The 14,827-nt window shown below is 49.1% G+C and carries 14 protein-coding genes; all 14 read right to left on the reverse strand.

What is annotated here, in order from left to right:
• Positions 1–2: 2 nt before the first annotated feature.
• Positions 3–800 carry a glycosyltransferase family A protein gene (locus tag NSB25_RS13890; RefSeq protein ID WP_103240244.1) on the reverse strand — a complete coding sequence of 266 codons (798 nt, stop codon included), beginning with the start codon at positions 798–800 and terminating at the stop codon, positions 3–5.
• 107 nt (positions 801–907) lie between these two features.
• Entirely contained in the window at positions 908–1,978 is a 1,071-nt protein-coding gene (locus NSB25_RS13895; RefSeq protein ID WP_103240245.1) for a YveK family protein, read from the reverse strand.
• A gap of 8 nt (positions 1,979–1,986) precedes the next feature.
• Complete coding sequence (locus NSB25_RS13900) at positions 1,987–3,438, reverse strand: exopolysaccharide biosynthesis polyprenyl glycosylphosphotransferase (protein ID WP_103240246.1); 1,452 nt, start codon at positions 3,436–3,438, stop codon at positions 1,987–1,989.
• A gap of 49 nt (positions 3,439–3,487) precedes the next feature.
• Positions 3,488–4,246, reverse strand: coding sequence for a glycosyltransferase family 2 protein (locus NSB25_RS13905; RefSeq protein ID WP_103240247.1), 759 nt, complete (start codon positions 4,244–4,246; stop codon positions 3,488–3,490).
• Positions 4,247–4,332: 86 nt separating this feature from the next.
• A complete protein-coding gene (locus tag NSB25_RS13910) occupies positions 4,333–5,184 on the reverse strand; it encodes a hypothetical protein (protein ID WP_146040066.1) in 852 nt (283 codons plus the stop codon).
• 9 nt (positions 5,185–5,193) lie between these two features.
• A complete protein-coding gene (locus tag NSB25_RS13915) occupies positions 5,194–6,156 on the reverse strand; it encodes a DUF6077 domain-containing protein (RefSeq protein WP_103240249.1) in 963 nt (320 codons plus the stop codon).
• 140 nt (positions 6,157–6,296) lie between these two features.
• Positions 6,297–6,674, reverse strand: coding sequence for a sporulation initiation factor Spo0A C-terminal domain-containing protein (locus NSB25_RS13920; protein ID WP_103240250.1), 378 nt, complete (start codon positions 6,672–6,674; stop codon positions 6,297–6,299).
• A 71-nt stretch (positions 6,675–6,745) separates the two neighbouring features.
• Positions 6,746–7,675, reverse strand: a complete 930-nt coding sequence (locus NSB25_RS13925; protein WP_103240251.1) for a glycosyltransferase family 2 protein — start codon at positions 7,673–7,675, stop codon at positions 6,746–6,748.
• Between the two features lie 206 nt (positions 7,676–7,881).
• Positions 7,882–9,060 carry a molecular chaperone DnaJ gene (dnaJ, locus tag NSB25_RS13930; protein ID WP_103240253.1) on the reverse strand — a complete coding sequence of 393 codons (1,179 nt, stop codon included), beginning with the start codon at positions 9,058–9,060 and terminating at the stop codon, positions 7,882–7,884.
• A gap of 291 nt (positions 9,061–9,351) precedes the next feature.
• Positions 9,352–11,223 (reverse strand): molecular chaperone DnaK, encoded by a 1,872-nt coding sequence (gene dnaK / locus NSB25_RS13935; RefSeq protein ID WP_103240255.1) that lies wholly within the window; start codon positions 11,221–11,223, stop codon positions 9,352–9,354.
• Between the two features lie 64 nt (positions 11,224–11,287).
• Entirely contained in the window at positions 11,288–11,971 is a 684-nt protein-coding gene (gene grpE, locus NSB25_RS13940; protein ID WP_242982451.1) for a nucleotide exchange factor GrpE, read from the reverse strand.
• A 27-nt stretch (positions 11,972–11,998) separates the two neighbouring features.
• Positions 11,999–13,030: a heat-inducible transcriptional repressor HrcA gene (gene hrcA / locus NSB25_RS13945; RefSeq protein WP_103240256.1), complete on the reverse strand. Its 1,032-nt coding sequence runs from the start codon at positions 13,028–13,030 to the stop codon at positions 11,999–12,001.
• Positions 13,031–13,254: 224 nt separating this feature from the next.
• Positions 13,255–13,707 (reverse strand): DUF6465 family protein, encoded by a 453-nt coding sequence (locus NSB25_RS13950; RefSeq protein ID WP_103240257.1) that lies wholly within the window; start codon positions 13,705–13,707, stop codon positions 13,255–13,257.
• Between the two features lie 165 nt (positions 13,708–13,872).
• On the reverse strand, positions 13,873–14,808 hold the full coding sequence (locus NSB25_RS13955) for a glycoside hydrolase family 43 protein (RefSeq protein WP_103240258.1): 936 nt from the start codon (positions 14,806–14,808) through the stop codon (positions 13,873–13,875).
• Positions 14,809–14,827 lie beyond the last annotated feature (19 nt).

The raw sequence follows: 14,827 nt of genomic DNA on the forward strand, positions 1-14,827 counted from the left end.
CACTATCCCTCCAGACTCTCGGACCGCTTTCCTTCTTTTGCGGCACTGCACATCCACCTGTATGCCTGTTTCAGCGGTACCTCTCTGCACAGTTTATCCCTGTGAGCCAACAGGAAGCGCAGCGCCATGATGCCGTACAGCCGGCCGTACAGATATCGATACAGCACACCCCTGTCCTGAAAAAATTTCCGGGAATACCCTTCAAACCAGCTGGACTCCCCCTCCGTCTCCCGGGCAATGGTAACCGGCGCAGTATATACCGAATATCCCCTGTCCATGAATTCCTTCAGGAACAGGCTGTCTTCCCCGTTGCTATACTTTGCTCCGCCCCCGAACAACAGAGAGAACATCACCCCGGAAGACAGCAGACTGCTGCGACGCACCGCAAAGCTCACAGCTCCATATCTGCCGCAATTATACCAGTGCACTCTCTTTCGCTCCGTAATATGGTAAGTTTTGCGCATTTCATTTACCGTAACATTAAAAAGTATCATATCTGCATCATGATTCCGCCGAAATTCTTCCGCCACAGCCTCTGCATACCCCGGTTCATATACAATATCCGCATCGGAAAAAAGGCAGATATCACCATCTGCCCGCATAATCGCTTCGTTTCGGCTTCTGCCTACACCTCTGTCAGGAAAAGAATAAAATTTTATCAAATACCCCTCATGTTCTATTTCTTCAGCCCCCAGCCTGTCACACTGATTAATAATCACTGCGTCCGATGCCAGCCGCATCCGGCCAATCAGCTCCCGGGGCTCCTCGTTCATAACTGATGCCAGCACCTGAACTCTCATTTCCTTCCCCCTTCTGTTCCTCTGTCTCTTCGTAAACCACCCGACGTTTTTTCATTCTGTCTCCCGTCAGTATCCTTCTGCCTCAGCCAAAATCGGCTCTGTCACATTTAAATGTGCAGGCGGTAATACCTGCGGATAAGTCTTTCGTCGGCCCCCCACAGAACTGCAGCCGTCACCCTACAGTCCTGCTGCTCCAGGTATTCCAGCACATGCTCCAGCTTCCTCCCTGCATGGCTGCCCGCCTTTACCGCCAGCAGAATTCCTTCCGCTTCCCGAAGCCTTTCACAGACCTCCGGGCAAATGACAGGAGACTGCACAGCAAACCATCCTTCACCCACTGTTTCAAGGCAGGAAGCCTTCAGCATCTCCAGCACTTCCTCCCCATCCAGCTTCTCCTGCACCGGACAGACAGCCACAGAGCCTCCTTTTCCTTTCCCGTCTTCTCCCCGGAAAAAATATTTCATATTTTCGGCAAATTCCCCGCTTTTCGGAGTCCCCGCCGTCTTCAGCCCATATCTCCTCCAGAGAGAAGCCGGCAGCCAGATACTGTCGTCCCCTGTCTCCTTCAACAGGAAAATGATTACAGCAAAAAAGCAGGACAGCACCGCACTCAGAATCAATGCCCTTCCCACTCTGACATCAGGGACCACTTCCACAGCCGTGTCCCCCGGATCAACCACATGGATGGATTTGATCTCCCTGATTTCCGATGCCAGAGCTCCGGTCATCACCGCTTCCACTCCGGCGGCAATCCGCATACTCTTCTCCGGGTCATCTGTGGTGACAATGGTGGACGGTATCCTCAGATCCGACGCCAGATCGGCCCCCAGAGCTTCTGCCAGTTCCTGCTCACTCATTGTTACCCCGCTTTCTCCGTCTTCCGCCAGATAAGCCTGCAGATGCTCCAGGAACATTCCGGATCGGATATAGGTCGTCCAGGTAGCCTGGTTGATATACACCTGCCCCACATCCTTCTCATCCTGGACATCATATTCCACCCGATAGACAGAGACCACCTGATAGAAAGCCGGCCCCTGCAGCAGTACATTTTTCACATAATATCCGCCTCCGAAAAGCAGGGTTCCCAGAATCGTCAGTCCCCCTATGACCGGCAGTCTGTACAGCATGCGAAGTATCGTAAGTTTTAAGTCAAAAGGTTCCTTCCCATAATATCTCATTCTGCACCCTATTCCTCTTCCTCATTCCCCTGCTTTCTCTGTTTCGCTTCCCGCAGCGCCGTAATCTGTTCGCTCTCAATCCCCTCGGTACTGTCAGGCCAGAGCAGTACCTTCAGCGTCAGCAACATCAGTTTCAGATCCAGCCACACGGAATAATTTTCAATATAAGTCAGGTCCAGCTTCAGCTTATCATAGGGCGAAGTATTATACTTTCCGTATACCTGGGCAAAACCGGCCAGCCCTGCCTTCACCTTCATTCGGTAGATAAATTCCGGCATAACCTCCATATACTGTGCAATAATTTCCGGCCGTTCCGGCCTGGGACCGATAAAGGACATATCTCCCTTCAGAATATTGAGCAGCTGCGGCAGCTCGTCGATTCTGCACTTTCTGATAAATCTGCCGATGGGAGTAATGCGATCGTCATTTTTCCGGGCCAGCCTGGCCACCCCGTCCTTCTCCGCATCCGTTCTCATACTGCGGAACTTCATAATATAAAAATGTCTCTGATTCACGGTACACCGCACCTGTCTGTACAATACAGGTCCTCCGTCATATATCTTGATGGCAATCGCCGCCAGCAGCATAACGGGAGATGCAATCACCAGCAGAGCCAATGAAAATACTATATCCATCCACCTCTTAATCCAGCGCTGTTCCATGGTAAGGCTGTATTCCCTGGTCAGCAGGAGAGGACTGTCAAACACATGAAGCTCCTCCGCCCCCATCAGAATCACATCCGTTATCTTAGGCAGCATATAAAATCGAATTGATCTGGCATAGCAGAATTTGATCAGGGGCGTTCTGTCCTTCACAGATATGTCCCCAAGCAGAACCGCGTTGCACTCTCCTGCCTCATAGGCCCGCAAAATAGCTGCACAGAGCGCGTCAAAGCCTTCCCGCACATGAACAGCTCCTGTTATGATATATTTGTCTCTGCGGCTCTCGAATTTGCTGTAGATTCCGTTCGTAGGCCTGTCACCATAGACCAGAAGCAGTCTGCGCGGCGGAAAAATAAAGCGATAAATACGGTTTGCCGCATTGATATACACCATCACAATAATTGTCTGGTAAAACATCATTGTTATAAATACATCCGGGACAAACAGCTGTGTGGCCATAACGGACAGTTCGCAGTAAATCAGGATATTGGCGATTAAAGTAGCAAATATCTGGGAAAAAATCAGTTCCACATTTTTCAGATACCCCAGGCGCAGTCCTCCGTACATGGAGGACAGAAATACCAGAATTACCGCATATATGGCTATTTCCAGCATATTCCCCTTGAACCACAATTGCCTCCAGACTTCTTCTATGATACTGTACCGAAAATGATTCATCCAGCAGTAGGCGAACACACCTGCCTCCAGCCCCAGACATATCCCGGACAGGCATAAATTCACCAGTCGTTTCAGACTTTCCCGTTGTCTTAGTTTTCTTTCGTTCCTGTCTGCATTCAAAGCAGGGTCCTCCTGATTAACTCTCCGTCTCAAAACATCCGTCCCCGGACTACACTCTTCTCTTCACAGCCCGTATCGCCCAGAAGAAAAAATGATATGCGCTGCGCACAGGATTCAGTCCTTCCGCCCGACGGTACAGATTCCAGATACGTCGAAGTGCTTCCAGCTTATTGGAAGAAAGGCTCTTCCCCGCCCGACGGTATCTCACCAGATTCTCATCCAGCCCGTAGGCTGTGTAGCCGCTGCGCAGCACACGAAACCACAGTGCCGTATCCTCGCTCTTCATTACAGGCATCTCCAGCAGCTTTCTGTCAATCTTCTCTGTGTCGAACATCACCGTGGTGGTAAAAATTGTCGTATTACTCAAAGCCTGCCTGTAACTCAAAGTCTCAGGCACATGCACCACCTTTCCGGTTCCCCGGCCGTTTTCATCTGCAAATTCATATCCGGTAAAAGCAAACGCAGCATTCTTTTCCTTCAGAAATGCCAGTTCCCGTTCCAGCTTTTCCGGCATCCACAGATCATCGGCATCCAGATAGGCGATATATCTGCCCTTCGCCTCCTGCAGTCCACGGTTCCTGGCCCGTGCGGCGCCTCCGTTGGAAGGCTGATGAATCACCCGGATTCTCGGGTCCTTTCGCTGTTCCAGATAATCTCTTATCTTCTCCACAGTTCCGTCTCCGCTGCCATCCTCCACCAGAAGCAGCTCCCAGTACGGACAGGTCTGTGCCTCCACACAGTCCAAAGTTTCTGTAATATATTTTTCCACATTATATACAGGTACTATAATACTGACCAGTTCATCCATAGAAATCCTTCCCGTATCTCCGAACCTGCAGCCGTTCGACTCTCGTATCTCCGTCAATTCTTTCATTTGAGCTTATCGGCAGTCCGTCACTCATAACAGGCAAACAGATAGTAGTCCTTCAGGGGCTGCGCTTCCACTCCCAATGCCGCCTCCATGCGTCTTATCACCTCCGGCGCCACTTCATCCGGAAGCAGAACACAGTCCACTCCTGCTCTCAAAGCGTAAACCACCGCTTCCTCCACAGTGATCGTCTTCTCCCCGGACTCTGTTTCCGCATTTACGCCTTCGGCTGCCTCTGCCTGCGTCATCCACTGATATAATAAGCCTGTCTCTTCATCATAGATATCATATGCATAGGCGTTCAGAGAAGCATCCCACATATTCCTGCCGTAAGGAAGCCTGAACGCTGCGTCCGTCTCCCTGGCATATTCCATAATCTCCCGGGGTGCCCAGAGACAGACGCCGCTCTCCGGTACAGCTGCCAAAAGCAGCTGCAATACTTCCTGCGCCTGCTGCTTTTCCACTTTCGTTTCCCTGCTGTCAGACAACATTCTGCCTGGATTTGCACACAGCAGCATCGTCAGCAGCAACAACATAGTCAGCGGTACACTTTTCCCCCAGTTGCCGTTTTTGTATTCTCCACAATATTCTGCCCAGAAAACAGCAATTCCATAAGCGATTACCGCCGTCAGCGGCACCATACTCCAAATCCATTCATAATCATAAAATTTTGTCTGATACAGCATCAGAAATACCGCAGGAACGGGCAATATACAGCAAAATACCGCCAGGGACGAATAAAGCACCAGGGTCCCCTGCTTCTTCCCCTTTCCAGTCAGCCATAAAAACAACAGAACTGCCAGCAGCAAAGCCACCAGCTTCCCGTCCTCCGTATAATCCTGCCATCCCATCCATGCATTTCTCAACAGTTCCGTCATATACATAATCTACCTTTCCCGCAGGCTTTTCTCCGCACGCTTCCGGCGATACAGTCCCGCCGCAGCCATTCCAAGAGCTGCGAAAAGGCACCAGCCACAGCCATACAGTGTCCAGACCATGCAGGCTTCCGCCAGAATACACAGCACTGCAGACATCCATTTCCCCCGAATGCAGAGGGATAATAACCAGGGAAGCAGTACACAGTTGCGAATGGTTACACCTCTCCATCCGCAGTACAGCAGCTGAAACCCATCCATTCCATACCGATAAGTTCCCACCCACATAATCAGCGCCGCGGCCGCCAGGAAGCAGGCTCTCTTCCTGCCGGATACCGTCTCCTCCGCCGGAAAGAGACTGCAGGCCAATACACCAAACGACGCATAACAACTCACAAGAACAATAACGGGAATCAGGATTCTGACCACAAAATCAGGGCTTAATCCTGTTATCCTGCAGATACAGGCATACAATGTGGGCAGACACAATATTTTCAATCTGAACGGCATTCCTGCAGTGTATGCTGCACCGGTCATAGGATTTATCCGGTATATGCCGTCCGCGGCAAGAAAGCTTTTTACCGTCTCCAGTGTCATGTCACCTTCACGACAGGCGGTATTTCCTGTGCACACAAATATAAGCTGTGATATTACCAATATTGCAAATACAAGAAATAAAATACCCTCCAGGGCATTTCTTTTTTCCACTTTTTCAGGATTTCTGCTGCCTTTTTTCCAATGATAAAAAAACATACCCGCCACGGCCAAAACTGCAGTGCCTGACAGGCCTCCCCAAAGCATGGCGCATCTGCCGAAAGGCAATCCCAGAAACATTGCCGCCAGATGTACGACCTCAGCCAGTCCGATGATACTAATGATTCCCATAATCAGATAATCACCGAGATAATTTCCCTTCATCCTGACTCCCTCTTTATCCGGGGCCTTTTCCCTGCCCTCTTCCGATTTTATTGCCAATATTCCCCTGTTCCATAATGCATACGTGCATTGTAACACAATTATTTCATTAAGTCTACAAAAGCAGCCGGATTTTAACCCGGCTGCTTTATTCTCGCAGTAAGAAGCACATTTGTCTCCTATTTCATCTTTTGTATATCTTACATGGCCTTAAAATCAAGCCGCACTTTATCAGCAATGCGGGCTATGTATTCGCTGTTTGTAGGTCTGGGTCTTCCTGATAATGCGGAATATCCGAATACTTTCTCGAACGTTTCCACATTTCCTCTGCTCCATGATACCTCTATTGCATTACGAATGGCTCGCTCTACCTTCTGATCAGTAGTCTTGAATCTTCTGGCAATCGTTGGATAAAGAAGCTTTGTCACACTGGTCACCACTTCCATATTCCTTCCGGTCAGTAGAATGGCATCCCGGAGATAGTGATACCCTTTTAGATGTGCCGGTACTCCTATATCCAACATGATATCTGTAATATACCTTTCCAATTCACAATCCTTTATAGCAGTAATCTCCATATGAATTCCCCTTCCTTATGTTGATTGCTGCTTCTTTGCTGCGAGAACATATATAGAAAGATCCATATATGTCAAAATTTTTCACGCACCAGATAAATAGGCCGTTTTTTTACCTCCATATATGTTTTTGCCAGATATTGCCCCAAAATTCCCGTACAGAAGAACTGTACTCCGCTGGTCATCAGAATAATACACACAAGAGAGGGCCAACCCGATACAGGATCCCCGAAGATCAGTTTACGGACGATGATAAAAATAATCATCAGAAACGCCACCACACAAAAAAACACACCCATTACCGATGCAAGCATCAGCGGAACTGTGGAAAAAGCAGCAATTCCATCCAGCGAATACAGAAACAGTTTCCAGAAATTCCACTTGGTCTCTCCCTTTGCCCGTTCCACATTCTCATATTCCAGCCATTTCGTCTGAAAACCTACCCATCCGAATATCCCTTTGGTGAACCGATTGTATTCCTGCATGGAGAGAATAGCATCTGCCATCTGCCTGGTCATCAGACGATAGTCCCTTGCTCCATCCATAATCTCCGTCCGCGAGATCTTCTTCATCAGACGGTAGAACGCCCTGGCAAAAAAGCTTCTCACGGGAGGTTCCCCTTTTCTGGATACCCTTCTGGTAGCCACAGAATCATAGCCTTCCCGCATATAGGAAAACATTTCCGGCAATAATGAAGGAGGGTCCTGCAGGTCCACATCCATCATCACCACATAATCACCCTTCGAATTCTCCAGACCCGCATACATGGCCGCTTCTTTTCCAAAGTTCCTGGAAAAGGAAATCAGATGTACCCTGTCGTCTTCTTCCCGAAGCTTCTTCACTTCTGATGCTGTTTTGTCTACGGAACCGTCATCAATATACAGCAGCTCCAACTCTATATCATTTTCGGAAAAAAAGGGATGTACCTTCAGAAGTTCCCTATAGAAAAGAGCTACATTCTCCTCCTCGTTATAACAAGGCACAATTACACTTAACAGAGCCATGAAATTCCCTTTCTTCTTAATATAATACAGTCAGACAAATATCTTGTTTAACAGTATACAATTTTATTCCGCAATTCGCAAGCCTTGATGTGAATTTTTTCCTATTATTCGCATAGTTTCGTACTTTTCTGTCAATAGTGCAGCTCACAGGCAGCAAAAGTACATTAAAAACTCCGGAGTTTCCCCCGGAGTCCATGCAGCTGGCATCATTTCCAAAATTTTTTCTTTTTTCCTTCTTTGGCATTTTCCTTGGTCTCACCGGAATGATCCTGCTCCGACGCTGCCTTCGCCGCATTCAGCGAGTTCCCTGTCAGTTCGTCAAACTGGCGAAGTAGTTCCTTCGCCTCCGGCTTTAGCCGGTCAGGTACCTGAACCACCAGGGTTACATAGTGGTCACCGCGGACATCCCTGTTTCTCCAGGAGGGCACACCTTTGCCGCGCAGACGAATTCTGGTATCCGTCTGTGTCCCTGCCTTTACATCATAAATGACCTTGCCGTCCACCGTGTCAATGAGAATCTCTCCGCCCAGCGCCGCTACCGCAAAAGATACCGGAACTGTAGAATAGATGTCGAAATCCTGACGCTGAAAAATCGGATGTCGTCCCACAATCACTTCAATCAGCACATCTCCTCTGGGACCACCGTTGATTCCCGGCTCTCCCAGACCAGGCATCCTGGTGGACTGACCATTATCAATACCTGCAGGAATATCCACGGAATACCGTTTTTTCATGGATATATATCCTGTTCCCCGGCAATCTGCACATTTATCCCGTATAATCTTGCCGCTGCCCTGACAATCCGGACAGGTCTGTACATTCCGAACCGTTCCGAAAAGCGACTGCTGTGTGAATACCACCTGCCCCTTACCGCCGCACTTGGAACAGGTCTCCGGGTTACTTCCCGGCTTCGCCCCGGAACCGTTACAGGTCTTACAGGTTTCCTTCACATTCAATTCTATCTCTTTCTTACAGCCAAAGACAGCTTCTTCAAAAGTAATCCTGACACTGGTTCGAAGATTTGCCCCCTTCATAGGCCCATTACTTCTGGATCTGCTTCGCCCGCCTCCAAAGAGATCACCGAATATATCACCAAAAATATCACCGAAATCTGTTCCGCTGAAATCGAAACCGCCTCCGCCGCCCATACCGCCTTCAAAAGCAGCATGGCCAAACTGATCATATTGGCGTCTTTTATCCGGATCGCTTAACACGGCATACGCTTCTGAAGCTTCTTTAAACTTCTTCTCTGCTTCCGCATCGCCGGGATTCATGTCCGGATGATATTTTTTCGCCAGAACACGATATGCTTTTTTGATTGCAGCATCATCTGCGCCTTTATCCACTCCAAGGACTTCGTAATAGTCCCGTTTCTGCTCTGCCATAGTAACACCTCATGTTTGTGCTTCGTTCTTCTATATGGATTCAAAATTCCACTATCGGGAAATCATCCTCACGCTATACTAAATTATCACATTTCCCGCTGTTTTTCAACCTTTATTACAAACCGGATTTGCCTCTCCGGTAATCCCGTTTCCCCCTGAAGAATTGTGCGGAAGCTCAACTCTTCCCATTTTGCATAAAAGCCGGGGACTGCCATGCATGGAAATGCAGCGCAGTCCCTGGAAATTCCACAACCGGCGAAACGGCGCCGCAGCTGCGGCACCGTTCAAGCCTTATACCTCGCGGAAATCTCCGTCTATTACATCGTCCTCGGGAGCGGAACCGCTTCCGGCACCCATATCACCGCCCATATCCGGACCTGCTGCACCGCCCTGAGCCTGCTGCATATTCTCGTACATCTTGGTAAACAGGCTCTGCGCACTGTTCATCAGCTTCTCCTTTGCCGCTTTCAGCTCATCCACATCGCTGTCGGTCATTTCCTGGTCTTTCGTCCGCTCCAGGATGGCTTTCACTGCATCCAGCTCGGCCTGAACTGCTGATTTCTCACTGTCGCTGATCTTATCTCCAACTTCTCCCAGCGCCTTTTCCGTCTGGAAGACAAAGGAATCGGCTTCATTTCTGGCCTCTATGGCTTCCTTTCTCTTCTTGTCCTGTGCTTCGAACTCCGCGGCTTCCTTTACTGCTCTCTCAATCTCGTCATCAGACATATTGGAGCCTGCCGTAATGGTGATATGCTGTTCCTTACCGGTTCCCAGATCCTTTGCAGATACATTCACAATGCCGTTGGCATCAATATCGAAAGTAACTTCAATCTGAGGTACGCCTCTCCTTGCAGGCGGAATTCCATCCAGACGGAACTGTCCAAGAGATTTGTTATCTCTGGCAAACTGTCTCTCACCCTGTACCACATTGATATCCACTGCTGTCTGATTATCTGCTGCTGTGGAGAATATCTGGCTGTGCTTTGTAGGGATGGTAGTATTTCTCTCGATCAATCTGGTGGCCACACCGCCCATGGTCTCAATGGACAGGGACAGCGGCGTTACATCCAGAAGCAGGATATCCCCTGCGCCCGCATCGCCGGCCAGCTTTCCGCCCTGTACGGAAGCGCCGATTGCCACGCACTCATCCGGATTCAGGGACTTTCCGGGCTCCTTGCCGGTCAGCTGTCTCACCTTATCCTGCACCGCAGGAATACGGGTGGAACCGCCTACCAGAAGCACCTGACCCAGATCCGAATTGGTCAGCCCCGCATCCTTCATGGCGTTCTGAACGGGAATGGCCGTCTTCTCCACCAGGTCATGGGTCAGCTCGTCAAACTGCGCGCGGCTCAGGTTCATGTCAAAATGTTTCGGCCCTTCTGCCGTTGCTGTGATAAAAGGAAGGTTGATGTTGGTTGTCATGGCGCTGGAAAGCTCTTTCTTCGCTTTCTCGGCCGCCTCCTTCAGTCTCTGCATAGCCATTTTATCATTGGAAAGGTCCACGCCTTCCGCCTTCTTGAACTCGGAAAGCATCCACTGAATCACCTTGTTGTCAAAGTCATCGCCGCCCAGATGTGTATCACCGTTCGTCGCCAGAACTTCTATAACACCGTCGCCGATTTCAATGATGGAGACATCAAAGGTTCCGCCGCCCAGGTCATAGACCATGATCTTCTGCTCTTTTTCATTATCCAGGCCGTAAGCCAGCGCCGCCGCTGTGGGCTCATTGATGATACGCTTTACTTCAAGACCTGCAATCTTACCCGCATCCTTGGTAGCCTGACGCTGAGCATCATTGAAGTAGGCCGGAACCGTAATAACCGCTTCCGCTACCTTCTCACCCAGATAGCTCTCCGCATCTGCCTTCAGCTTCTGAAGAATCATAGCGGAAATCTGCTGCGGTGAATATTTTTTGCCATCGACGGAACGGCCGTTATCCGTACCCATATCTCTCTTGATGGAAGCAATCGTCTTCTCTGCATTGGTTACAGCCTGGCGCTTTGCCGGCTCACCTACCAGTCTCTCACCTGTTTTCGTAAAAGCCACTACAGAAGGAGTCGTTCTCGCGCCCTCCGCATTTGCGATGACAGTAGGTTTTCCACCTTCCATCACTGCCACACAGCTGTTTGTCGTACCTAAGTCAATACCGATGATCTTGCTCATTTTTATATCCTCCTGAATTTGTTCTTCTTCTATCTGAATTATTTTCTACTGCCCTGCTCTTTTTTCACTCTACTACGGCCACCATGGAATGCCGCACTACACTGTCCCTGTAGGTATATCCTTTCTGCAGCTCCTGGGCCACCGTACCGCTTTCATACTCTTCGCTCTCTACCTGCATCACCGCATTGTGAAGGTTGGGATCAAATTCCTGACCAACGGCCTCGATAGGTTTCACGCCGAGGTTTTCCAGTTCGGTAAGCAGCTGCTTATAAACGTGCATCATCCCGTCCACAAACGGATCTTCTTTCTTATCCTCCGGCACTGTGGCCAGACCTCTCTCAAAATTGTCCACCACAGGAAGTATCTTCTCAACGACGCTCTTCGCTCCTGTCTCGAACATGGCATGCTTTTCTTTTTCCGTCCGATTTCTGAAATTCTCAAACTCGGCCAGCTGACGTTTCACCTTATCTTCCAGCAGCTCAATCTGGTCCTTATAGCCCTGTGCTTTCTTATCCAGCTTCGCCTGCTTTTTCGCAGCTCTTTTCTCCGCCCAGGTTTTGGGATCCTCTCCCTCCGGCGGTCCCTGCTCTTCTTCGTCTCCGCCGTTGTCCGCCGTCTGCTCTTCCTGCCCGGTATCCTCTTCCGGACTCTGCGTTTTGGCCGTTTCTTCCTTATTTACTTCCTCCGTCTCCGGCTGTGCCATCTCCTGCTCTTTTTCTATTTCTGTTCCACGTTCCTGATCTGCCATATTCCTGTTCCCTGCTCCATTCCTTTCTTAAGTTTCAGCCCTGTAAAGCTCATCGAGCTGTGTCTGTATGGTTTTCAGCGTAACCACTACCTTGTCATAATCCATTCTTTTCGGGCCCACAATGCCGATGGTCCCCTTCATGCCTCCGCCCAGTTCATAGGTTGCCGTGACCACGCTGCAATCCTTCATGCTCTTTACCGGCGTCTCCGCCCCTATATAGACCTGAATCCCCGTCTCCTCAGTTCCCGTATGCGTCTCCTGAAGAAGCTCTCCCAGCAGCTGCTTTTCTTCAAAAGTATTGATCAGCTCGCTTGCTTTCTGCTGATCTGCCAGCTCGGGATAACGGAATATATTATTGGTTCCGCTGGTGTAAATCTCCAGATCTTCCTCAGCTCTGATGGCCTCGGCCACCGCATCAATCACCTCGCTGACCAGATGACTGTGAATTCCTGCCTGCTGCTTTATGACCGCTATCATGGCCAGATTGATTTCATCGATGGCCAGACCGTTCAGATGTGTATTCAGCAGAATATTCAGCTTCAGCAGCGTCTCGTCATCCAGCTCCTGCTCCACAGAGAGAATGTTGTTCTTAATTACATTTCCCTCTATCACAATCACTGCCAGCAGCTGACGGGCATCCACCCGGGAAAGCTGGATGAATTTCAGCTTGCTGCGTTTCGTCTGCGGTGCGGAAATCATGGTGGCATACTGGGTATTCTGTGCCAGTACTCTGGCCACCTGCTTCAGCAGCGTCTCCATCTTGTCCTGACGCTCCACCAGCATCTCCTTCATCTCCACCACTTCCCGCTCTTTCTCTTCCATCATGGTATCCACATAGAGGCGATATCCTTTATCGGAAGGGATCCGGCCTGCGGAGGTATGAGGCTGAAAAATGTATCCCATCTCCTCCAGATCAGCCATCTCGTTTCGAATGGTGGCAGAACTCAGGTTCAGGTCGGTATACTTGGAAATGGTTCTGCTGCCAACCGGTTCCCCTGTCTCCAGGTAATTGCGGATGACAGCCTGCAGGATTTTCTTTTTTCTCTCATCCAGCTCCATCCAGGCTTCCTCCCTTTTGTTATTAGCACTCATTTGCAGGGAGTGCTAACATCGTTAACCATAAAATATCACTTACCTTATTCATTGTCAACCAATTTCCCCAAAAATAATTCTAAAAAAATTCTAAATCATAATTCTTCCATTAAAAAACAGCATCCTGTGTCCCGCACTCCCGTGCCGGTATGGATGCTGCTCTCTTTTATGTTCCTTTTTTCATCACAGTTTCAGATGTCAAAGCTCCCGGTAAATTCACCGTTCATTACATAGTAAGCCTTGTTCTCTTCCGGTTTTACATAAAGCTCCACAGTGTTCAGTTCTCCGACCTTGCGCTTCAGGTCGTATTTCCATACGTCTTTGGCAATCTTCACCAGATCCTCCTGGGAATAAGACTTACCCGCATACTGAATATGCATCTCGCACTTCTGCTCGACTTTCTTTACAGCCGTTTTGGCCGGTGCCTTCTTTGCCGTTTCCTTTTTCACTGTTTCCGTCTTAACTGCCGCCTTCTTTGCAGGTGCCTTTTTAGCCGCCTTCACTTCCGCATCCTTAACCTCTGTCGCTTTGGGTTCTGCTACTTTTTCTTCTGCTTTTATCTCTTCTGTCTTAGGATTCATAGCTTCAACCTCTGCTGTTTCCACAGCTTTCGCCGCAGGTTTTGTAGATTTCCTTCCTGCCATAATAGCCCACTTCCTTTCTCAAACATTGAAATCATCTATATATATGAACATGCGGATGGTTTCATTCTCCGCCTGCCCTGATGTATTGTATTCCACTTTTGATAATTTGTCAACTATATAGTGATTTTCCTCACATAAATATGGCAGGAAACAGCTGTTTTCTCATTATCTTGTAAGACTGACCTCCAGTACATCTCCGTTTATACTCATTTTGTCAATTCTTGCGGAACGTGCATCTCCGGCGGTTCCCACATCTCTCAAATCTCTGCCATGGTAGACAATATAGCATTCACCGCTGTCAAAAATCACACTGTTATGCCCCATACCCTCAATGAAATCCGTGTTGCACAGCAAAGGCGCATAGGTATGTTCGTCCGGGTACTTTTTCCAGTCCAGCGTCCTGAGATCCGCATCCTCCGGACCGTGGGCCACACAGTATCCGATGAAATAAGTAGGATTCGTATAATTCGCCCCCGAGAACATCAGGAAATGTGTCTGTCCCATATGAAAGTAAAACGCGCCTTCCACCGTGTACCAGTCTTCCCCTTTTCTGAACCGGTCCTTCATATAAATCTCTTCGTCCAGCGTGGGCTTTACCACACATACCGGATTCCCTTCCATAGTAAGCGGGTCCGTCATTCTGTCACAGAATATATATGTACCCACACGCTCTGCGTCCAGCACATTCCTGCAATAGAAATGATAGATTCCGGAATCGTTTATAACCACATGCGGGTCTATGGAAAAGGGTGCTGCCAGCTTTTTCACCATCTGAAACGGCCCCCGGGGAGAATCTGATACTGCAACCCGCAGAGTCTGCTGATGTTCACTCTCCGCGTCCTCATCCAGACTGGAATAATACATATAATATTTTCCTTCCATATAAATCACAGAGGGCGCCCAGCAGCTTTTCTGTCCGGTCATATCCAGACATTCCCCCTCATATTCCCATCCGTCCAGCAACGAATCGCTGGAAAAAAGCGAAGCCCCGTCAGGGCCGGTAGCATACAGATAATATCTTCCGTCATCTGCCTGAATCATATAAGGATCTGCCTGTCCCACGGGAGCCGTATCCTCCTCTTTGCGTTTATACAATTTCATAGAACTCTCCTTCTCTTCT

The organism is Acetatifactor muris, assembly GCF_024623325.1.
In the GTDB taxonomy this organism is placed as follows: Bacteria; Bacillota; Clostridia; order Lachnospirales; family Lachnospiraceae; genus Acetatifactor; species Acetatifactor muris.

What these genes read in the sequence shown, in the direction of transcription:
- hrcA (WP_103240256.1), bottom strand. Translation starts at nt 13,030, where the DNA reads ATGGAGCTGGATGAGAGAAAAAAGAAAATCCTGCAGGCTGTCATCCGC.
- NSB25_RS13910 (WP_146040066.1), bottom strand. Translation starts at nt 5,184, where the DNA reads ATGACGGAACTGTTGAGAAATGCATGGATGGGATGGCAGGATTATACG.
- dnaK (WP_103240255.1), bottom strand. Translation starts at nt 11,223, where the DNA reads ATGAGCAAGATCATCGGTATTGACTTAGGTACGACAAACAGCTGTGTG.
- NSB25_RS13905 (WP_103240247.1), bottom strand. Translation starts at nt 4,246, where the DNA reads ATGGATGAACTGGTCAGTATTATAGTACCTGTATATAATGTGGAAAAA.
- NSB25_RS13955 (WP_103240258.1), bottom strand. Translation starts at nt 14,808, where the DNA reads ATGAAATTGTATAAACGCAAAGAGGAGGATACGGCTCCCGTGGGACAG.
- grpE (WP_242982451.1), bottom strand. Translation starts at nt 11,971, where the DNA reads ATGGCAGATCAGGAACGTGGAACAGAAATAGAAAAAGAGCAGGAGATG.
- NSB25_RS13920 (WP_103240250.1), bottom strand. Translation starts at nt 6,674, where the DNA reads ATGGAGATTACTGCTATAAAGGATTGTGAATTGGAAAGGTATATTACA.
- NSB25_RS13925 (WP_103240251.1), bottom strand. Translation starts at nt 7,675, where the DNA reads ATGGCTCTGTTAAGTGTAATTGTGCCTTGTTATAACGAGGAGGAGAAT.
- NSB25_RS13890 (WP_103240244.1), bottom strand. Translation starts at nt 800, where the DNA reads ATGAGAGTTCAGGTGCTGGCATCAGTTATGAACGAGGAGCCCCGGGAG.
- NSB25_RS13950 (WP_103240257.1), bottom strand. Translation starts at nt 13,707, where the DNA reads ATGGCAGGAAGGAAATCTACAAAACCTGCGGCGAAAGCTGTGGAAACA.
- NSB25_RS13895 (WP_103240245.1), bottom strand. Translation starts at nt 1,978, where the DNA reads ATGAGATATTATGGGAAGGAACCTTTTGACTTAAAACTTACGATACTT.
- dnaJ (WP_103240253.1), bottom strand. Translation starts at nt 9,060, where the DNA reads ATGGCAGAGCAGAAACGGGACTATTACGAAGTCCTTGGAGTGGATAAA.